Genomic DNA, 19,020 nt, shown 5'->3' with positions numbered 1-19,020 from the left:
GCCGGCGGAGACGCGGTGCAATCGCGATCGTGTCGATGCTTTCGGCATCGAATGCCTGGGTCGGAGTCATCCGCGCCCATACCGACTGAGGACCATGATGCCAACGAAGGCCATAATCAGTGACGTCAAGACGCTGTCCTGCAGCAATTCCTGGCGCAATTACAATTTCCTGAAGATCACCACCGAGGACGGGATCGTCGGCTGGAGCGAGTTCGACGAGTATTTCGGCTCGCCTGGCGTCGGCGCGGCGATCAACCAGATCGCGCCGCGCATGATCGGCAAGAGCGCGATGCTTCACGAGCATATCCGCGAGGATCTGCGCAATGTCACCCGGCCCGGTTCCGGCGGCGTGGTCGGCCAGGCGCTGGGAGCGATCGAGAATGCGCTTCTCGACATCAAGGCCAAGGCGCTGGATGTGCCCTGCCATGTCCTGCTCGGCGGCAAGGTGCGCGACAGGATCCGGGTCTACTGGTCGCATTGCGTTTCCTATCGCACCCGCACGCAGCATTTCTCGCCCGGCATCACCGATATCGAGGGCGTGAAGCAGATCGCCCGCGAAGTCGGCGAGAAGGGATTTTCGGCGCTCAAGACCAATATCTTCCGCTATGACGCCGAGGATAAGATCGAGCCCTGGTCGCCCGGCTTCGGCCGTCCCTACGAGACCGGGCGCAATGTCGAGCGCAAGACGCTTGAGGGCCTTCGTCGTCACCTTGAGGTCATGCGCGCCGAGGCCGGTCCCGACATCGACATGCTGCTCGATCTCAATTTCAACGCCAAGACCGACGGCTATCTGAAGATCCTGCGCGAAATCGACGACCTCGACCTGTTCTGGGTCGAACTCGATACGCTCGATCCCGAGGCGCTGGCCTATATCCGCTCGCAGAGCCGGCACCCGATCGCCTCCTGCGAGACCCTGATCGGGCTGCAGCAGTTCCTGCCCTTCTTCCGCGCCCAGGCCGTCGATGTCGCGATCATCGATACGCCGTGGAACGGCGTCTGGCAGTCGATGAAGATCGCCGCCGCGGCGGAGGCCTACGAGACCAATGTCGCCTGCCACAATTTCTATGGTCATCTCTGCACGATGATGAATGCGCATTTCTGCGCGGCGGTGCCGAACCTGGCGATCATGGAAACCGATATCGACCGGATCGGCTGGGATGCGGAAATCTTCACCCACCTGCCGGAATTCCAGGACGGCTATCTCATCCTTCCCGACAGGCCGGGCTGGGGCACGGAGCCGATCGAGGCGGCGCTTGCCGACCATCCGCCGGTTCCGGGTGCTGGCATGTGGCAGCGTACCGAAGCCTCGAAGCTTTCGGTATAATGGCGGTTGAGGGGAGGCCCGGGCTTCGATCATGAATGAGAAAGTGGATGTCCTGATCATCGGCGCCGGCGCGTCCGGCGCGGCCATGGCCTGGAGCCTGGCCGATACCAGGATGCGTATCCTGTGCCTGGATCAGGGGGACTGGCAGAACACCTCCGACTTCCCCAGCAACGGGCGGGACTGGGAGGCGCGCCTGACGGAGGACTTCGCCCTCAGCCCCAACCGGCGGCGGCTCTCCGCCGACTACCCGGTCAATGACGACGATTCGCCGATCAAGATCTCCAATTTCAATGGCGTCGGCGGCGGCACGATCCTCTATGCCGGGCATTATCCCCGGCTCCACCCCTCCGATTTCAGGGTCCGTAGTCTGGATGGCGTCGCCGATGACTGGCCGATCGACTACGAGACGCTGGAACCTTTCTTCGCCCTCAACGACCGAATGATGGGCGTTGCCAGCCTGGCGGGCGATCCGGCCTATCCCGAGAAAGATCAGGTCATGGGGCCGATCCCGCTTGGCCGCACGGGTCAGGTGTTGGGCAAGGCCTTGAACGATCTCGGCTGGCACTGGTGGCCGTCGGATGCGGCGATCGCGACGCGCGAATATGAGGGCCGGGCGCCCTGCATAAATCTCGGGCAATGCGGCTCCGGCTGCGCCCAGGGCGCCAAGGGCACGACCGATCTGACCTACTGGCCGGAGGCGCAGCGCGCGCGCGTCGAGATACGGCCGCGCTGTCGCGTCAGCCGGATCGAGACCGGTCCGGATGGCATGGCGACGGGCGCTCATTATTTCGACGCGGACGGCAAGGAGCATTTCCAGCCGGCCGAGATCGTGATCCTTGCCTGCAACGGCATCGGTACGCCGCGCCTGTTGCTGAACTCGGCGTCCGGCCGCTTTCCGAACGGCCTCGCCAATTCCAGCGGCCTTGTCGGGCGCAACCTGATGCTCCACCCCTATGCCCAGATACGCGGCCATTTCGACCAGCCGATGGATGGCCATCGCGGCTCGCCGATCTGCATCTGGAGCCATGAGTTCTACGAGACCGAAGCGGCGCGCGGCTTCGTGCGCGGCTATTGCTATCAGTTTTCGCGCGGCATGGGCCCAGTCCGCACCGCGACGACCGGCATGGCGGATGGGTTGCTGCCCTGGGGCGAGGACCATCACGATGCCTTCCGCCGCCTGTTCGGCCACAGCGCCGGCATGCTGGCGATCTGCGAGGATCTGCCCGAGGAGCATAATCGCGTCACGCTCGATCCCGATCTCAAGGACGCAAACGGCATTCCCGCGCCGAAGATCAGCTACCGGCTGAGCGAGAATTCGCGCCTGATGCTCGACCATTCGGTGGAACGCGGCGTCAAAATCCTGAAGGCCGCCGGCGCGCGCGACATCACCACCCGCGCGCCGCTGCCTTATGCCGGCTGGCATCTGATGGGGACCGCCCGCATGGGCACGGACCCGGAGCGCTCCGTCGTCAACGAATGGGGCCGCAGCCACGATGTGAAGAACCTGTTCATCGTCGACGGCAGCGTTTTCGTCACCTCCGGCGGCGTCAACCCGACCTCGACGATCCAGGCGGTGGCGCTCTATGTCGCCGATCAGATCAAGACCCGCCTCTACGAGCTTTTCGATTGAACCGGCCATGACACAGACGATGACAGACCAGGCGGAAACCCCGCCCTTCGATGATAACGACGGGACGCTGCTTGCGATCGTCGGGCACATGATCCCGGCAAGCGCGCGCCACGGCGTGCCCGGCGCCGATGATCCGGCGATCTATGCCGATATCCTACGCTCGGTCGGCCGCGACCGGCAGGCGCTCGCCGAGGCGCTCGCAGCGGTCGAGACGCGCGCCGGAGCAGGCTTCGCGGCGCTTTCGCGCGCGGAACAGGCGGCGGTTCTGCAGGAATTTCGCGCCGATGAGCCCGCACTTGCCAGCGTCATCGAGGCCGTGACTGCGCGTTGCTATTATCGCGATGACCGGGTCATGGCATCGATCGGCATCGAGGTCCGTCCGCCGTTTCCGGAAGGCTATGCGGTGGAGGAAGGGGACTTGTCGCTGCTTGATCCCGTGCGGGCGCGCGGGCCGATCTGGCGTGCGCCCTGAACGAAGCGCGCCGCGGCGACAGCGAGAAAGACCCCGTCGGATGACGGGCGGAAAGGACGAGGAAGCATGAGGGAGGAGACCGGGATGACGACAGAGACCGTATCGCGCCGCGATGCCGCAGGCGGCGGGGCCGCGCGCCATGCCCGGCGGCATGCGCTTGCCGACCTTCTGACCCGCTGGTCGTTCCTGATGCCGAGCATGCTGGTGCTGGTGGTCATGCTGGCCTATCCGATCTTCTACACGATCGAGATCAGCTTCTCCTCCTTCGATCTTGCGAGCTTCAGCGCCGATCAATGGGTCGGCTGGGAGAATTACCGCGAGGTGATCGGCGACTACCGGTTCTGGGAATCGCTGAAGGTCACGCTGATCTATCTGGTGATTGCCCTGCCGCTGCAGGTCGTGCTCGGCTTCGGCATCGCCTATCTGATCAATGCCGAATGGTGGGGCCGGGGCATATTGCGCGCGCTGTTCATCATTCCCATGGTGGTCGCCCCCGTGGTCGCCGGCGGCATGTGGCGGATGATCCTCGATCCGCTCTGGGGTATTGCCAATTACTGGCTCGGCCTTGTCGGCCTCGGCCCGCTCGACTGGTTCGGCGACGCCAGGCTCGCCATGGCCTCCGTCATCATCATCGACACATGGCGCTGGACCCCGTTCATCGTGCTGATCGCCACCGCCGCGTTGCTTGCCCTGCCGAAGGATGTGTTCGAGGCCGCCAAGATCGACGGCGCCGGCTGGTGGTCCACGCTCTGGTCCGTCGCCGTGCCGCTGCTGGTGCCGGTGATCGCGGCCACCTTCGTCATCCGCTGGCTCGGCGCGGTGAAGATGTTCGACATCGTGCTGGCCGCCACCTATGGCGGGCCGGGCAAGGCCACCAACGTCATCAACCTGTTCATCTACGAGGAGGCGTTCCGCTCGCTGCGCTTTGCCGAGTCGGCGGCGATGGCCGTCATCGTGCTGATCCTGACCATGGTGCTGACCGGCATTTTCCTGCGCGGCAGCCGCAAACTGGAGGAACTGTTTTGAGCGCCCCCGTCTCATCGTCAGCGCCCGCAGGCGCCTTCGGGCACAGGCTGCGGATCGCCGCCGCCATCATCGTCAGCCTGTTCTTCCTGTTTCCGATCTACTGGATGGTGCTGACCTCGTTCAAGCAGCAGGTGGATATCTTCACCAATCCGCCGACCTTCTTCTTCACGCCGACACTTGCGACCTACAAGGAATATATCGCGCGCGCCGATATCGTCCGGCGGCTGATCAACACCGTCATCGTCGCCACCGGATCCGGGCTGCTGTCGATCGTGGTCGGCACTATGGCGGGTTACGCGCTTGCCCGCATACGGCTGCGCGGGGCCGGCACGATCGGGCTTCTGATCCTGCTGTCGCGTGGCGTGCCGCCGATCGCGCTGGCGGTGCCGATGTTCCTGGTCGCGCGCAAGTTCGGGCTGACCGACAAGCACATCACCCTGATCCTTGCCTACAGCACCTTCCTGATTCCCTATGTGATGTGGCTGATGCGCAGCTTCTTCCTGTCGCTGCCGAAGGAGCTTGAGGAATCCGCCATGATCGACGGATGCTCGCGCTATGGCGCCTTCTTCAAGATCATCCTGCCGATCTCACTGCCCGGCCTGCTGTCGACCCTGATCTTCAGCATGATCCTCGCCTGGGAGGAACTGCTGTTCGCCCTCGTGCTCACCAACCGCAACGCCTCGACCATACCGGTCGCGATCGCCGGCATTGCGGGCGACACGGTCAACGGCGCAAACTGGGGCGCGCTCACCGCCGTCGGCACGATCACCGTCGTTCCGGTGGTGATCTTCGCCCTTCTGGTGCAGAAGTGGTTGATCAAGGGCTTGGCGGACGGCGCGACCAAGGGATAATTGCGCCGGAGCCTCAAAACCGGAACTGGACGGAAACCATGGACCACCCCAAGACCTACATGACCAAGGCCGAACACGCCCGGCAGCATATCCAGGAGATGGTGCTTTCCGGAACGGTCGGGCCGGGCGACAGGATCACCACGCGGGAAGTGTCGCTCGCGCTCGGCATCAGCGAGACGCCGATCCGCGAGGCGATCCGCAGCCTGGCCTCCGATGGCTGGCTGGAGGTGCAGAACCATATCGGCGCCGTGGTGCAGGGCCTGCGCGCCGAGCAGATCCGTGAGATCAGCGCCTTGCGCGGCCTGATCTGCGGGCTCGCGGTGGAGCTTGGCGCTGGAAACTTCAACGCCGAGCGGCTGGCGAAGATCGACGAGAATATCGCGATCTCGGCCACGGCGCTGGAAACCGAGGATTTCGACCTGTTCGGGGCCAAGAACTACGAGTTTCACCTGCTGCTCTGCGACAACCCGGAATCGCCCTGGTGCCGCAGGCTGCTCGAGAACATGCATGGCCTGATGTCGGCGCAACGCCATGGCATTCCGCCGCAGCCGGGGCGGCTCGCCGATGCCCTGGAGGAGCATAAGGCCATCCGCGACCGGCTGCGCGAAGGTAATTTCACCGCTGCGTCCGCGCTGGTGAACCAGCACGAAAAGAACACCGGCGATTTCCTGATCGACCTGATCGAGGCTGCGCCGGCCAAGGGTGCGAACCGGCGGGCCGAAGGCCGCCGCGCTTCCGCGCCATAAATCAGCCGTGCCGGAAGGGGCGGCAAAGGGAGGAGTTTTGGAATGGGTACGGTTCAAATCCGCAATGTGCGCAAGTCCTACGGTGCCGTCGAGGTGCTGCACGGCGTCTCGATCGATATCGAGGATGGCGAATTCGTCGCGCTGGTCGGTCCTTCCGGGTGCGGAAAATCCACCCTGCTCAGAATGATCGCCGGCCTTGAAGGCATTACCGGCGGCGACATCGTGATCGGCAACCGCGTGGTCAACCATGTCGCCCCGAAGGATCGCGACATCGCCATGGTGTTCCAGAACTATGCGCTTTATCCGCACAAGAATGTCCGCGACAATATGGGCTTCGCGCTGAAACAACGGCGGGTGCCGAAACCGGAGATCGAGCGGCGCGTCGGCGATGCCGCGCGCATTCTCGGGCTCGAGCCCCTGCTTGAGCGCAAGCCGCGGCAATTGTCCGGCGGCCAGCGCCAGCGCGTCGCCATGGGCCGCGCGATCGTGCGCGATCCCAATGTCTTCCTGTTCGACGAGCCGCTCTCCAATCTCGATGCCAAGCTCAGGGTGCAGATGCGCTCCGAGATCAAGGAGCTGCATCAGCGGCTGAAGACCACGACCATCTATGTGACCCATGATCAGATCGAGGCGATGACGCTTGCCGATCGGGTGGTGGTTCTGAACGGCGGCGTGATCGAGCAGGAAGGCCCGCCGCTGGAGCTTTACGACAAGCCGGCCAGCCTGTTCGTCGCGGCCTTCATCGGCTCGCCGCCGATGAACTTCCTGCAGGGCGATATGGTCGCCGGGAACGGGCTCAGGCTTGCCGACGGGCGGGTGTTGCCGTTGCCCGCCGCCGATCCGAAGGGGCGGCAGCGCGTCACCGTCGGCGTCCGGCCCGAGCATTTCGCGCTTGCCGAAAGCGGTTGGCCGGCGATCGTCACGATTGTCGAGCCGACGGGCTCCGAAACCCAGATCACGGCCCGGCTTGCCGACGAGGTGATCCGCATCCTGGTGCGCGGGCGCACGGATGCGGAGCCGGGCGACACCATCCATCTTCATGTCGATTCGATCCATTTCTTCGACGCCGCGCCGGTGCCGGAACTGGCGCTGGAAGATCCGGTATGACCGCGCCAAAGGAAGGGAAACAAGCCATGCTTGAACTCAGCAATTTCTATATCGATGGTCGCTGGACGCCATCCGCTTCGACAGCGAGCCATACGCTGATCGACGCCACCACCGAACAGCCCTTCGGCACGGTGGCGCTTGCCGGAAAAGCCGAGGTCGATGCCGCGGTGGCGGCCGCCAAACGCGCCTTTCCGGCATGGGCGGCGAATGATCCGGCCGACCGGATCGCGCTCGTCAGGCGCATCCACGATATCTATGCCGGCCGCAGCGAAGAGATGGCGCGCGTCATCTCTCAGGAAATGGGCGCTCCGATCGAGCTTGCCCGCGCTCGTCAGGCGGCGGCCGGCCTGCGCCACATGACCAGTTTTCTCACCGCCATGGAGCATTTCGATTTCGTAAGGCCGCTCGGGCCGCATGCGCCGGATGACCGCATTCTGATGCAGCCGATCGGCGTCGTCGGCCTGATCACCCCGTGGAACTGGCCGATGAGCCAGGTCGCGCTGAAAGTCATACCGGCGCTTCTTGCCGGCTGCACCATGGTGCTGAAACCGTCGGAACTCGCGCCGCTGTCATCCAACCTGCTGGCCGAGATCATTCACGAGGCCGGCGCGCCCGCCGGCGTCTTCAACCTTGTTCAGGGCGACGGCGCGACCGCGGGCGCGCGGCTCGTCGAGCATCCCGATGTCGCCATGATCAGCTTTACCGGGTCGACTCGCGCCGGCGCCAGCATCATGCGCGGCGCGGCCGACAGTTTCAAACGCGTCGCGCTGGAACTGGGCGGCAAGGGCGCCAACCTCATCTTTGCCGATGCCGACGAGGACGCCGTCGCGCGCGGCGTGCGCCAATGCTTCATCAACAGCGGCCAGAACTGCAACGCGCCAACCCGGATGCTGGTCGAGCGTTCGGTCTACGAGACCGCCGTGGACAAGGCGCGCGCGGCGGCCAGTGCGATCGCGGTCGGCCCGTCATCGGCCGAGGGCGCGCATATGGGACCGGTCATTTCCAAGGGGCAGTTCGACAAGATCCAGGATCTGATCGATACCGGCATTCGCGAGGGCGCGCGGCTGGTCGCGGGCGGGACCGGCCTGCCGGCCGGCTTCAACCGCGGCTATTTCGTCCAGCCGACTGTGTTCGCCGATGTCGACAACGATATGACCATCGCGCGCGAGGAGATTTTCGGCCCCGTCCTCAGCATCATTCCGTTTGCCGATGAGGAAGAGGCGGTAGCGATTGCCAACGACACCCGCTACGGTCTCACCAATTATGTCCAGAGCGGCGATGGCGCGCGGCGCAACCGGCTGGCGCGGCTGCTGCGCTCCGGCATGGTCGAGATGAATGGCCAGCCGCGTGGCGCCGGATCGCCCTTCGGCGGCGTCGGCCATTCGGGCGGCGCGCGCGAGGGCGGCATCTGGGGACTGGAGGAATACATGACCGTGAAATCGGTCTCCGGCTGGTCGTCGTAGCCGGGCCGACGCTCCTCGGCCACCATCGTCGCCAAGGAGCGTACCCAACAAAAAACCCGGCCTCGCGACCGGGTTTTTCAATTCAGGAAGTGCTCCGCCGATCAGTTGGCCGGCTGCTGGACCTTGGCGCGGGCCTGTTCCTCGGCCATGCGCTTCTGGAACATCTGCGCGAAGTCGATCGGGTCGACGAGCAGCGGCGGGAAGCCGCCATTGCGGGTGGCGTCGGCGACGATCTGGCGGGCGAAGGGGAACAGCAGGCGCGGGCATTCGATGAACAGCATCGGCAGCACATGCTCCTTCGGGAAGCCGGCCACGCGGAATACGCCGCCATAGACCAGTTCGCACAGGAACATCGGCTTGTCGTTCGACTTGGCTTCCGCCTTCAGCGACAGCAGCACGTCGTAATTATCGTCGCCGAGCGGGTTGGCATTGACGTTTACGGAAATGTTGATCGCAGGCTGGGCGTCGCGCTTCTGCAGCGAGGCGGGAGCTCCCGGATTTTCAAAGGAAAGATCCTTGATGTACTGGGTGAGAATGCTCAGCGATGGGCTCGGTTTCTTTTCCGCCGCCCCGTTTTCCTCGGCCATTGCGCGTCCTTTCGAGTGATTTCGTTGTGTGCGAATTAGCATCTCGTCGGCGGGCGTACAACCCTTTCGCCCCGGCGTTCGGGCCTTGAAGGCCCGCATTGCGGCCTATTTCGGCTTATCATCGTCGTCGGGCTTGCCCTTGCCTGCCCAGGGCGAATTCGGGTCCGGGTCGTGGGAGAAATCGTCTGCATCGAGATCGACCACTTTCGGCCCCTCGCGCGGGCCTTCGCGGCGCGGCGGCTCGCGCGTCGTGTAGCTGAACCCGGCGGAGCGCTGCGAAACCACAACCATGTTGCGGCTCATCCGCTTCCACACGAAATCGCGAAGCGGCGGTATAAACAGCAGGAAGCCGCAGAGATCGCTGACGAAACCGGGCAGCAGCAGCAGGATACCCGCCAGCACGATCATGCCGCCATGCACGAGATCGCGGCCCGGATTGCCGCCGTCGCGGACATCCTGGTTGAGCCTCTGCAGCACGCTGAAGCCCTGGATGCGCAGCAGGATCGCGCCGATCACGGCGGTCAACATGATCAGGCCGAGCGTCGGAAACAGGCCGATCGCGCGACCGACGATGATGAAGCCCGCGATTTCAACGAACGGGTAGAGAATGATGGCAATAAGAAGCGGCAAGTCGTTTTCCTGTCTGGCTTGTCTTTTCCAGCTTGTTTTTTCTGGCTTTCTTTCCGTTTTCGCGGCCCATGGGAAATGCGCTTGATAATCCGATGTGTTACATTTGAATCATGGCCCTGTGAAGTCTATATGGGGATAGGAAAACAACAAGGAAAGCGGCGGGTACGACGAAATGGGCACAAGCGATCTGATAACCCTCTTCTTCCTGATTGCGGCTGTGGTGATTTTCTTCCAGCTCCGCAACGTTCTCGGTCGGCGCACCGGCAATGAAAAGCCGCGCTACGAGCAGACGCCGGTGCGTTCGCGCACCGATGCGCTGGAGCCGGGGCGCGGCGAGGGCAAGGTGATCACGCTGCCGGGCGTCGAGAAGGAACAGGAAGCCGCACGCAAGGCGGCGATCGACAAGATCGCGCCGGCGGGAAGCGACGTCAATTCCGGCCTCCAGGCGATTGCCGCGGCCGATCCGCAGTTCGATCCCGACGCCTTCCTCAAGGGCGCGCGCTCGGCCTATGAAATGATCGTGATGGCCTTTGCCGAGGGTGATCGCCGCAGCCTCAAGAACCTGTTGTCGAAGGAGGTCTATGACGGCTTCAACGCCGCCATCAGCGAGCGCGAGGCCAAGGGCGAAACGGTGCGGGCGAATTTCGTGGGCATCGAAAAGGCCGAGATTACCGAGGCCGAGGTCGAAAAGACCGAAGCCCGGATCACGCTCCGTATCGTCAGCCAGATGATCTCGGCCACCTATGGCAAGGATGGCGAGGTCGTCGACGGCGACCCCGAGGAAATCGCGGAAATCCGGGATCTCTGGACCTTCGCCCGCGACACCAAGGCGCGCGATCCGAACTGGAAGCTGATCGCCACGGCTTCCGAATAAGCTTTGATCCGGCGGCATCTGCCGCCTGACGGGAGTTCGACTGATGAGCCGGCGCAAGCTCTCGTCCGAGGAACGCGAATTGTGGAACAAGGTGGCCCGCACGGCGCGGCCGCTTCCCGGCCGCAAGGCGGAAAGGCCCGAGCCGTCCGCCGAGAGTTTCGCGGAAATGATGAGCCCGAAGGCGCCCGCACCCATAAAGGCCGAACCGCCGCGCGCCGGTGTCTCGCCGCTTGCGCTCCGGCAGCCAAAGGAACCGCGCCACCATCCGCTGGAGCGGCCGGTGAAAAGAAAGCTCGCCAGCGGGCGCATCGGCATCGATGCCCGCATCGATCTTCACGGCCTGTTTCAGGACGAGGCGCATGCGCTGCTGCTCTCCTTTCTGCGCCGCGCCCATGAGCGCGGCCATCGCCACATTCTGGTGATCACCGGCAAGGGGGCCTCGCTTGGCAGCGACGGCGTGCTGAAACGCACCGTGCCGCTGTGGTTCTCTCTGCCGGATTTCCGCCCCCTGATTTCCTCCTATGAGACCGCCGCCCGACACCATGGAGGCGAGGGCGCGCTCTATGTCCGTCTCTCGCGCCGGAAGGGAGGAGCGGCATGACCCCCTTCGGCGATGCCGTGCGCGCATTGCGGGCAAAACGCGGCGTCACGCAAAAGCAGATGGCCGAGGCGATCGGCGTTTCGCCTGCCTATCTCTCGGCGCTCGAACACGGACGGCGCGGCAAGCCGAGCTTCGATTTCCTGCAGCGGGTGGCCGGCTATTTCCACATCATCTGGGACGATGCCGAGGCTTTTTTCGAAATCGCCGACCAGTCCGATCCGCGCGTCGTGATCGACACGATCGGCCTACCCTCCACCCACACCGCCTTCGCCAACCATCTGTCGCGCAGTATCGGCCGGCTGGATGAGGATGCGGTGGCGGAACTGGAGGCCGTTCTTCAAAAGCGCCTGAAACGCTGAGGCATTCCCGGTCTCGATTAACCGAACAGCCCCCTGATCATGTCCTTGTCATAGGGCTTGGACAGGATGCGGATATCCTCGAGGTCTTCGGGAAGCGTCAGGCTGTCGCCATAGCCGGAGGCGAACGCGAAGGGCACGCCATCCCGCTTCAGCCGGCGCGCCACCTCGAAGCTGGTCTCGTTGCCGAGATTGATGTCGAGAAGGCCGAAGTCGAAGGGGCTGTCACGCCGGTCAAGCATGCCGACCGCGGCTTCCACCGTCGGCGCGATGGCGGTCTCCAGACAGCCGAGCCTTTCGAAGATCATCTCGGCATCCAGCGCAATCATCAGATTGTCCTCGACCACCAGCACCGATTTCGGTGGCGTGAAGGCGGTGGGCGCGGAGACCTGTTCAACAGCTGCGGGCGCCGGTTCCGGCTCCTCGGCAACCACATGTTCGGCCGGCAGCCAGAACGCGGCCGTCACGCCTTCCAGACGATAGGAAATATCGGCCCGGCCGGACAGCTCGAACGGTATGGTTCGCTCTATGATCGTCGAACCGAAGCCCCGGCGTTTTGGCGCTTTCACCGGCGGACCACCGATCTCGCGCCAGTCGATCTGGAGGCTTTCGTCCGGGCCGAGGCTCCAGTCGATCCTGACCGTGCCGCGCGCCGATGACAGCGCGCCGTATTTGGCGGAGTTGGTCATCATCTCATGGATCACCAGCGCCATCGAGGTATAGGCTTTCGACGTCAGAAGCACGCTGGGGCCGGTGGTTTCCAGCCGCGTCTTCCTGTCGAGGAGGTAGCTCTCCGCCTCCGCCTCGATCAGCTCCGTGAGCGCGGCCGGGGCCCAGTGGTGGCGGGTGATCTGGTCGTGGGCGCGGGCCAGCGTCTGCACCCGGCCATCGAGCTTGGCGACCAGTTCGCTGGTGGAGATCGCACCAACGCTGGTCTGCGATATCAGGCCGCGCACCAGGCCCAGAATGTTGCGGACCCGGTGGTTGAGCTCGGCGATCAGCAGTTCCTGCTTCTCGTTGGCAAGCTTGCGCTCGCGCCCTGCCTCTTCCGTCAGCCGCAGCACGACTTCCAGCAGCATGATCCGCAATTGCGAGGCGGCGCGGATATCGGCGGCGGACCACGGCACGCTTTGGCCGCGCACCGTCGTTTGCCAGGTCTCAAAACTCTTGCGCGGCGTCAGCCGGGCGCCGTTAGGGCCGTAGCTCACCGGCTTTTCCGGATTGCCGGCCCAGTTGACCTGCTGCATCAGTTCGACCCGGAAGAACAGCAGATAGTCGCGCGGCGAGCGCGAGATCGGGATCGACAGCACGCCGGCTGCCTTTGCGACAAGGCGCTCCGCGTCCGGCATGAATGTGCCGATCTCGTGATTGGCGTAGACGGCGTTGCCGGGCAGCGCGTTCAGATGGTCGCAGAGCGCGAGGATATCGGCCGCCTCCGGCGCGTCGCCGCCAACCACGACCTTGTTCTCCTGCACCACGGCGTAGCCATCGGCCTTGAGAATGTCGGCGAAGGATTCGGCGGAGGACCGCAGCAGTTCCGGCGTGGTGGCGTCCTTCGAAAGCGTGCGGGAAATATGCGTCGTCAGCCGGTGCACCACCTCGTCATTGGCGCGCTCGTCGGCTGAAAGCCGCGTCTGCAGGATCAGAGACAGCATGTGGCCGAACAGCAGCGCGGCATTTCGAAGCCGCATCGAGGGAACATGGGTCTTGCCGTGGTGACAGGCGATCAGCCCCCACAGCGCGCCGTTGACGATCACCGAGATCGACATCGAGGCGCCGACATTCATGTTGCGCAGATATTCGAGATGGATGGTCGACACGCTTCTGAGCCGGCTTCCCGAAAGGTCCAGCACCTCGCCGTCAAGGGCAAGGATCGGTGATCCTTCGTCCGCAACGGAACCGATCAGCCGGATCGGGTTTTCGACATAGAGCGCGCGCGCCTGTTTTGGAATGTCGGTGGCCGGATAGCGCAGGTTCAGGAACGGTTCGAGATCGTGCTTCCTGGCCTCCGCCACCACTTCGCCGGTATCGTCCGCGCCGAACTTGTAGAGCATCACCCGGTCGAAGCCGGTGATCAGCTTCACGAAGCGGACGGTGTGGCTGTAGACCGCGGCAAAGGACGGGAGCTCGGCCATGCGGTCGATGGCGTTGCGCACATTGGCCATGTCGGTGGCCGCGCCCTCCACCGGCGTTGCGGGCTCGAACTCGATGATGATGGTGTCGTTGAACCTGTGCACCGAAGCATCGAACCGGTTTGCGGACCCGGCGATGCCGAGGTCGTAGATCACCTCCACGCCGCGATGCGGATTGAGGAATTGCAGCCCGTTTCGGATGGTATGGATCGTGTCCGCCGGAAGCAGCGCCTCTGCCTGCCGGCCAAGCAGCGACGCTGCCGCAACGTCGAGAAAATTGCCGATGTTCTCGGAGACATGCGAGATCGTCCAGTCGGGCGCGACGGCGACCAGAAAGCCGAAGGCCTGCACGCGGCCGAGAAGATGGATCGGCTCGCGATCGCAATTGGTCAGATCGACCCGGTCGTTCATTGCGCCTGTGCTCCTTCAAGATGGCAAACGGCCTCCAGATAGGCATCGAAAAGCGCCCTGGCTGACGTTACGGCCGTTGCGACGGCGCTTTGGTTGGCAGGCTGGGCGGCGAGCCAGGCCCGGAAAGATGTCCAGTGATCCTCGCCCTCGCCATGACGCAGGAAGGCGACGGGATAGGGCGCGCCGGCCTTCGCCAACTGGCCGAGCAGATAACGCGCGCCAAGCCGCGAGCCTTCCAGCACATAGGCCAGACCCGCGACCGAGCTGCTGTTGCCCGCAACGCAAGCGCCTGCCGGCATTGAAAGCGCGAGCGCCTCAAGATCGCGCGCGAGCGCCGCCGTGCGCAGCCTGTCGCCGGGAAGCGTCGCATAAAGCGGCTGGGCGGCAAGCCAGCGCTCGGCTTGCGGCAGCACGCGGGCATGCATCAGCAGGAAACGCTGATAGCCTTCGGGCGAGGCGAACGGGGTGCGGCTGACCGCGCGATCGAGGCGCTGATGCAGGTCGCTGGTATTGTTTCGCAGTTCGGCAAGCAGTTCCATTCGCCACTTTAGAAGAAATTAATATACGGGAAACGTGACCTTTAGACGAATAATGCGGGCCGCGCCAGACGTTTGCGATTATGGGGGAGACAGGCAGGGGCGGGCTTTAAACCAGATTAAAGCGGGTCGCTATTGGCGAGCTGGCAGGGCCGGCCATGCTCACCCGTCAGCGCCTCGGCGGCCTGGCGCAGGGCCTGGCGGAAGTTCCTGACGGAGGCCATGGTTTCGTATTCGGCCAGCGTGACAAACCCCACCTGGATCTCGGGCAGCGCGAAACCGGGAATATTGAGCGCAACAACCTCGCCGACGGCGAGCCGGCTTTCGAGCATGAAACGGGGCGTGAGCGTCAGCACCTGCATTTCGTGGGTCAGCGTGAGCAGCGAGCCGGGCCCGGCGTTGAGTTCCAGCATCGGCTGGGGAAGAATCACGCCATGGTTGCGCAGTTCCGTTTCGAGCGCGATGCGGTTATTGCTTTCCGCCGGCGGCAGCAGCCAGGGCCAGTCGGCCAGTTCGGCAATGTCGATATCGGAACGTCCCGCAAGAGGATGGTTCTTCGAACAGGCCAGCACGAGGTCGGTGTGCGTCAGCGGATCGTGGCGCAGCGACGGCATCACGGTTTTGGGAATATGGTTCCAGTCGATCCGTCCGACATAACAGTCGATCCGGCCGTCCCAGAGCTCGCGCAGTATATCGCCGACCACACCGGCCGAGACGCGGTAGCGGACCGCATTGTTTCCTGCGTCGAGAATTCTGAGGGTCGCGGGCAGCAGGTTGAAGATCAGCGCCGGATTGGTGCCGATCCTGAGGATCGGCGACGGGCTGATCTTCAACTCGGCCGCAAGTTGGTCAAGCGAGGAGAGCCCCGAACGGGCCCGCTCCAGCGCGACATGACCGGCGGGCGTCAGCCCGACGCCGCGCACGGAGCGCGCCACCAGTTCGACGCCGAAGGCATATTCCAGATCCTTCACCATTTGCGAAACGGCGGGCTGGGTCCGGTTGAGGACCTGCCCGACGGCGCGCAGGGAGCGATGCTCGTCGATCAGTTCAAGGACGCGCAGGTGTCTGAGACGGAGTCCGTCGATACGGTTCGATGCCTTAGCCATAAACACAACTTATCATATTGAAGGAAGTTTCGACTATTTCTTTTCGCTGGATCGGCGATAGTGCAACCGAGGAGAGTGACGGCAGGCGTTTGTCGCCAACGCGTCACCGATCGGGAGGAAAAATTGAGACGCGCCAATATCGTTTCCGGCGTTGTTCTGGCTCTTCTGGGCCTGTTTGCGCTTGTCTTCATCATTCCGAAAGGGATCGGCGAGGGGCCTGACGGCATGATGTCGCCCCGACTCGTGCCGCACATGATGATGGTCGTCGTGGTCGCGCTGTCGGCCTTTCTGGCGTTTTCCAATCTGCGCGCGAAGCCCTCGCCGGAGGATGCCGAGCCGACGATCACGCGCGGCGAAATGCTGGCGCTGGTCAGGATCGGCGCGGTGTTCCTGATCTCGATCGCGCTCTACCTGCTTCTCGCCCCGCTTGCCAGCGGCATCTTCCTGGTGGCAGCGAGCCTGCTGCTTCTGGGCGAGCGGCGGCCGCTGGTGATCATCGGCATGACCGCCGGGCTGCTGATCGCGGTCTGGCTGCTATTTTACAAGCTGCTTGGGACGGGCATTCTATGAGCCATATCCTTCTCGGTTTTCAGGATGTCCTTCACCCGGCCACGCTGATATGGGTCGCGCTCGGGGTGTTCATCGGCTATGTCGTCGGCGCGCTGCCGGGGCTTGGCAAGGGCACCGGCGTGGCGGTCGCCATTCCGCTGACCTTCTACCTCACCCCGCCGGCGGCCATCGGCATGCTGATCGGCATCGCCAAGGGCAGCGGCGCGGGCAGCGCGGTCTCCGCTATCCTGCTCAATACGCCCGGCGAACCGTCTTCCGCGCCGACCGCGCTGGACGGCTATCCGCTGGCCCGCCAGGGCAAGGCGCAGAAGGCGCTGAAAATGGGGCTGTTCGCCTCGGTGATCGGCGACTTCATCTCGACCATCATCCTGATCCTGCTGGCCGCGCCGTTGGCGCGCTATGCGCTTCTGATCGGTCCGGTGGAACTCTGCGCGATCCTGCTGTTCTCGCTCACCTTCATCGGCGGGCTTTCCGGCACCTCGATGACCAAGGGGCTGATCGCCGGCGCGCTCGGCATCTTCTTCGCCACGATCGGGTTCGAGACCGAAACCTTCGTGCCGCGCATGAGCTTCGGTCTGCTGGAGTTCGATGACGGCATCAAGCTGGTGCCGATGGCGATCGGCATGCTGGCGGTCGCCGAAATGGTGGTGCAGGCGGGCAATCTCAAGACGCTCGATTCCGCGACCGGCCAGATCCGCGACAGCGACAGGCGCGAGGACCGCGTGATCCTGTGGTCTGAATGGCGCCGCTGCTTTCCCGCGATTGCGCGCGGCACGCTGATCGGTTCGGTCGTCGGCATATTGCCGGGTCTTGGCGCCAGCGTCGGCTCGTTCATGTCCTATGGCGCGACCCGCAAGGCCTCCAAGACGCCGGAGAAATTCGGCACGGGCATGATCGAGGGCGTGGCGGCCGCCGAAAGCGCGGACAACGCCGTCGTGCCCGCAAGCCTGATCCCGCTCTTCGCGCTCGGCATACCCGGCAGCGTCATCGCCGCGATCCTGATCGCCGCCTTCATCCTGCACGGGCTGACGCCCGGCCCGCTGATGTTCAAACAACAGCCGCGCCTCGTCGCCGATGTCTATGCCGCGATGCTGTGCGCCAGCGTGATCATGCTGGCGATCGGCTATCTCGGCCAGCGCGTGTTCGCCCAGATCATCAAGGCGCCGATGCGGCTGATCATTCCGGGCGTGCTGCTTCTGTGCAGCATCGGCGCCTATATGGAAACCGGCAGCATCTTCTCGATCTATGTGATGCTCGCCTTCGCGGTTGTCGGGTTCTTCGCACGCAAGCTCGATTTTTCCTTCGTCACCTTCCTGATCGGCTTCGTCATCGGCCCCAATCTGGAGCTGAGCTTCCGCCAGTCGCTGCAACTGCTCGATCACAACGCGCTCAATCTGCTGCAGCACCCGATCGCGCTCGTCTTTCTGGTGCTGACCGTGGTGGTTGCCTGGTGGATCGGCCATGGCAGCAAGCTGGCGGCATCGGTCGGCAGGCATGACGCGCATGATTTTACTGACCCGGAAGACCGGGACGTTTCTCGCAATCAAAAGGGAGGATGAGCGATGAAATCGATTACCAAACGGGGGCTTTTCGGCCTTCTCAGCGGTGCGGCCCTGAGCCTTGCCAGTCTCTCGGGCGTGGTCTTTGCCGAAGACGCCTATCCCGATCGGCCGATCACCATGATGGTGGGCTACGGCGCCGGCGGCCAGACCGACCTGGTTGCTCGCGCGGCCGCGCAGGTGATGTCCGACCAACTCGGCCAGCCGGTCAATATCGTCAACAAACCGGGCGCCGGCGGCGCTGTCGCCGCGCGTGAGCTGACAAAGGCCAAGCCCGACGGCTACACCATGCTGTTCCAGTCGAACTCGGTGGTCAATACCTCGCCCTTCATCATGGAGGGAATCAATTTCACCGCGGACGATTTCGAATATGCCGGCATGATTACCGCCTTCCAGGTCGGCATGGCCGCCCGCAAGGACAGCCCGTACGACAACCTCACCGAATATCTGGCATGGGCCAAGGAAAATCCCGGCTCCAGCTTTGGCGCGTTGAGCCCCGAAGCGCGGCTCTACATTCAGGCGCTGAGCAAGCAGAATGATATCGACGTCAATATCGTTCCGCTGCAGAGCGGCAGCGAAATGATCAATGCGCTGCTCGGCAACCAGGTGGCGGCGGCGTTTTCCGGCGGCATTCACTATCGTTACCCGGAGGAGCTGAAGACGATTTCGGCCCTGACGACCTTCCGCCATCCGTCCGCGCCGGACGTTCCGACCATCGAGGAGGAAGGCTATCCGATGGCGATGGATTCGCGCACCACGCTGTTCCTGCCCAAAGGAACGCCCCGCGCAATTCTCGACCGCCTCGCCGAAGCGCTCGCGGTTGCCGAGACCGACGAAAACTTCAAGAAGATCACGGCGGCGGCCGATATCCCGATCAAGTTCCTCGGCGTCGATGAGTCCTATAACGAAATACGGTCTTCCTACGACAAGAACAGGCAGATCATCGAAGAGGCCAAGAAGGCGGCGCAGTAACAGGCCGTCTGCCAAAAGAAATCGCGTCGCGCAGAAACGCGCGGCGCTCCTCTCCCAAGACCGGAAA

At 63.9% G+C, this 19,020-nt stretch carries 19 protein-coding genes; 14 read left to right on the top strand and 5 right to left on the bottom strand.

The features are described 5' to 3' along the window. The first annotated feature begins 97 nt into the window (after positions 1 to 97). From Mame_RS04170 to Mame_RS04135, 8 genes are all read left to right on the top strand, one after another. The gene (locus tag Mame_RS04170; protein ID WP_033410350.1) at positions 98 to 1,324 is read left to right on the top strand and encodes a mandelate racemase/muconate lactonizing enzyme family protein; all 1,227 of its coding nucleotides are present in this window, start codon (positions 98 to 100) and stop codon (positions 1,322 to 1,324) included. Positions 1,325 to 1,355: 31 nt separating this feature from the next. After that, entirely contained in the window at positions 1,356 to 2,954 is a 1,599-nt protein-coding gene (locus Mame_RS04165) for a GMC family oxidoreductase (protein ID WP_018065291.1), read from the top strand. 7 nt (positions 2,955 to 2,961) lie between these two features. Further along, positions 2,962 to 3,426, top strand: a complete 465-nt coding sequence (locus Mame_RS04160; RefSeq protein ID WP_018065292.1) for a hypothetical protein — start codon at positions 2,962 to 2,964, stop codon at positions 3,424 to 3,426. Between the two features lie 84 nt (positions 3,427 to 3,510). Further along, the gene (locus Mame_RS04155; RefSeq protein WP_018065293.1) at positions 3,511 to 4,452 is read left to right on the top strand and encodes a carbohydrate ABC transporter permease; all 942 of its coding nucleotides are present in this window, start codon (positions 3,511 to 3,513) and stop codon (positions 4,450 to 4,452) included. Next, positions 4,449 to 5,303 (top strand): carbohydrate ABC transporter permease, encoded by an 855-nt coding sequence (locus Mame_RS04150; protein WP_018065294.1) that lies wholly within the window; start codon positions 4,449 to 4,451, stop codon positions 5,301 to 5,303. Before Mame_RS04155 ends, Mame_RS04150 begins: the two co-directional genes overlap by 4 nt. 38 nt (positions 5,304 to 5,341) lie before the next feature. Further along, entirely contained in the window at positions 5,342 to 6,049 is a 708-nt protein-coding gene (locus Mame_RS04145) for a GntR family transcriptional regulator (protein WP_018065295.1), read from the top strand. Between the two features lie 42 nt (positions 6,050 to 6,091). Continuing rightward, on the top strand, positions 6,092 to 7,156 hold the full coding sequence (locus Mame_RS04140) for an ABC transporter ATP-binding protein (protein ID WP_018065296.1): 1,065 nt from the start codon (positions 6,092 to 6,094) through the stop codon (positions 7,154 to 7,156). 26 nt (positions 7,157 to 7,182) lie between these two features. Next, on the top strand, positions 7,183 to 8,619 hold the full coding sequence (locus Mame_RS04135; RefSeq protein ID WP_026173561.1) for an aldehyde dehydrogenase family protein: 1,437 nt from the start codon (positions 7,183 to 7,185) through the stop codon (positions 8,617 to 8,619). 101 nt (positions 8,620 to 8,720) lie between these two features. Here Mame_RS04135 and secB read toward each other — a convergent pair whose 3' ends face one another. Together secB and Mame_RS04125 are read right to left on the bottom strand one after the other, a co-directional pair. After that, positions 8,721 to 9,206 carry a protein-export chaperone SecB gene (gene secB, locus Mame_RS04130; protein ID WP_018065298.1) on the bottom strand — a complete coding sequence of 162 codons (486 nt, stop codon included), beginning with the start codon at positions 9,204 to 9,206 and terminating at the stop codon, positions 8,721 to 8,723. 105 nt (positions 9,207 to 9,311) lie between these two features. Beyond that, positions 9,312 to 9,836: an FxsA family protein gene (locus Mame_RS04125; RefSeq protein WP_018065299.1), complete on the bottom strand. Its 525-nt coding sequence runs from the start codon at positions 9,834 to 9,836 to the stop codon at positions 9,312 to 9,314. Positions 9,837 to 10,008: 172 nt separating this feature from the next. Here Mame_RS04125 and Mame_RS04120 point away from each other — a divergent pair, with 172 nt between their 5' ends. The 3 genes from Mame_RS04120 to Mame_RS04110 are packed head-to-tail and all read left to right on the top strand — an operon-like array spanning position 10,009 to position 11,670. Then, positions 10,009 to 10,710 carry a Tim44/TimA family putative adaptor protein gene (locus Mame_RS04120; RefSeq protein WP_018065300.1) on the top strand — a complete coding sequence of 234 codons (702 nt, stop codon included), beginning with the start codon at positions 10,009 to 10,011 and terminating at the stop codon, positions 10,708 to 10,710. A 43-nt stretch (positions 10,711 to 10,753) separates the two neighbouring features. Continuing rightward, complete coding sequence (locus Mame_RS04115; protein WP_018065301.1) at positions 10,754 to 11,311, top strand: Smr/MutS family protein; 558 nt, start codon at positions 10,754 to 10,756, stop codon at positions 11,309 to 11,311. Continuing rightward, complete coding sequence (locus Mame_RS04110) at positions 11,308 to 11,670, top strand: helix-turn-helix domain-containing protein (RefSeq protein ID WP_018065302.1); 363 nt, start codon at positions 11,308 to 11,310, stop codon at positions 11,668 to 11,670. Before Mame_RS04115 ends, Mame_RS04110 begins: the two co-directional genes overlap by 4 nt. 17 nt (positions 11,671 to 11,687) lie before the next feature. Here Mame_RS04110 and Mame_RS04105 read toward each other — a convergent pair whose 3' ends face one another. The 3 genes from Mame_RS04105 to Mame_RS04095 form a co-directional block, all read right to left on the bottom strand. After that, a complete protein-coding gene (locus tag Mame_RS04105) occupies positions 11,688 to 14,210 on the bottom strand; it encodes an HWE histidine kinase domain-containing protein (RefSeq protein WP_018065303.1) in 2,523 nt (840 codons plus the stop codon). Next, complete coding sequence (locus tag Mame_RS04100) at positions 14,207 to 14,749, bottom strand: biliverdin-producing heme oxygenase (RefSeq protein WP_018065304.1); 543 nt, start codon at positions 14,747 to 14,749, stop codon at positions 14,207 to 14,209. The genes Mame_RS04105 and Mame_RS04100 overlap by 4 nt, the downstream gene beginning before the upstream one ends. A 116-nt stretch (positions 14,750 to 14,865) precedes the next feature. After that, positions 14,866 to 15,852, bottom strand: coding sequence for a LysR family transcriptional regulator (locus Mame_RS04095; protein WP_018065305.1), 987 nt, complete (start codon positions 15,850 to 15,852; stop codon positions 14,866 to 14,868). 123 nt (positions 15,853 to 15,975) lie between these two features. Here Mame_RS04095 and Mame_RS04090 point away from each other — a divergent pair, with 123 nt between their 5' ends. The 3 genes from Mame_RS04090 to Mame_RS04080 are packed head-to-tail and all read left to right on the top strand — an operon-like array spanning position 15,976 to position 18,953. Next, positions 15,976 to 16,422 (top strand): tripartite tricarboxylate transporter TctB family protein, encoded by a 447-nt coding sequence (locus Mame_RS04090; protein WP_018065306.1) that lies wholly within the window; start codon positions 15,976 to 15,978, stop codon positions 16,420 to 16,422. After that, the gene (locus tag Mame_RS04085; RefSeq protein WP_018065307.1) at positions 16,419 to 17,981 is read left to right on the top strand and encodes a tripartite tricarboxylate transporter permease; all 1,563 of its coding nucleotides are present in this window, start codon (positions 16,419 to 16,421) and stop codon (positions 17,979 to 17,981) included. The genes Mame_RS04090 and Mame_RS04085 overlap by 4 nt, the downstream gene beginning before the upstream one ends. Before the next feature lie 3 nt (positions 17,982 to 17,984). After that, positions 17,985 to 18,953: a Bug family tripartite tricarboxylate transporter substrate binding protein gene (locus Mame_RS04080; protein WP_018065308.1), complete on the top strand. Its 969-nt coding sequence runs from the start codon at positions 17,985 to 17,987 to the stop codon at positions 18,951 to 18,953. The last annotated feature ends 67 nt before the right edge of the window (positions 18,954 to 19,020 follow it).

The sequence above is a fragment of the Martelella mediterranea DSM 17316 genome, assembly GCF_002043005.1.
In the GTDB taxonomy this organism is placed as follows: domain Bacteria; phylum Pseudomonadota; class Alphaproteobacteria; order Rhizobiales; family Rhizobiaceae; genus Martelella; species Martelella mediterranea.
The sequence above is the reverse complement of the archived record's forward strand: the minus strand, read 5'-3'. Positions and strand labels throughout refer to the sequence as shown.

Bases quoted from the DNA above. Each gene is read 5' to 3' on its own strand.
- Mame_RS04170 (WP_033410350.1), top strand. From the start codon at position 98: ATGCCAACGAAGGCCATAATCAGTGACGTCAAGACGCTGTCCTGCAGC.
- Mame_RS04165 (WP_018065291.1), top strand. From the start codon at position 1,356: ATGAATGAGAAAGTGGATGTCCTGATCATCGGCGCCGGCGCGTCCGGC.
- Mame_RS04160 (WP_018065292.1), top strand. From the start codon at position 2,962: ATGACACAGACGATGACAGACCAGGCGGAAACCCCGCCCTTCGATGAT.
- Mame_RS04155 (WP_018065293.1), top strand. From the start codon at position 3,511: ATGACGACAGAGACCGTATCGCGCCGCGATGCCGCAGGCGGCGGGGCC.
- Mame_RS04145 (WP_018065295.1), top strand. From the start codon at position 5,342: ATGGACCACCCCAAGACCTACATGACCAAGGCCGAACACGCCCGGCAG.
- Mame_RS04140 (WP_018065296.1), top strand. From the start codon at position 6,092: ATGGGTACGGTTCAAATCCGCAATGTGCGCAAGTCCTACGGTGCCGTC.
- Mame_RS04135 (WP_026173561.1), top strand. From the start codon at position 7,183: ATGCTTGAACTCAGCAATTTCTATATCGATGGTCGCTGGACGCCATCC.
- secB (WP_018065298.1), bottom strand. From the start codon at position 9,206: ATGGCCGAGGAAAACGGGGCGGCGGAAAAGAAACCGAGCCCATCGCTG.
- Mame_RS04120 (WP_018065300.1), top strand. From the start codon at position 10,009: ATGGGCACAAGCGATCTGATAACCCTCTTCTTCCTGATTGCGGCTGTG.
- Mame_RS04115 (WP_018065301.1), top strand. From the start codon at position 10,754: ATGAGCCGGCGCAAGCTCTCGTCCGAGGAACGCGAATTGTGGAACAAG.
- Mame_RS04110 (WP_018065302.1), top strand. From the start codon at position 11,308: ATGACCCCCTTCGGCGATGCCGTGCGCGCATTGCGGGCAAAACGCGGC.
- Mame_RS04105 (WP_018065303.1), bottom strand. From the start codon at position 14,210: ATGAACGACCGGGTCGATCTGACCAATTGCGATCGCGAGCCGATCCAT.
- Mame_RS04100 (WP_018065304.1), bottom strand. From the start codon at position 14,749: ATGGAACTGCTTGCCGAACTGCGAAACAATACCAGCGACCTGCATCAG.
- Mame_RS04095 (WP_018065305.1), bottom strand. From the start codon at position 15,852: ATGGCTAAGGCATCGAACCGTATCGACGGACTCCGTCTCAGACACCTG.
- Mame_RS04085 (WP_018065307.1), top strand. From the start codon at position 16,419: ATGAGCCATATCCTTCTCGGTTTTCAGGATGTCCTTCACCCGGCCACG.
- Mame_RS04080 (WP_018065308.1), top strand. From the start codon at position 17,985: ATGAAATCGATTACCAAACGGGGGCTTTTCGGCCTTCTCAGCGGTGCG.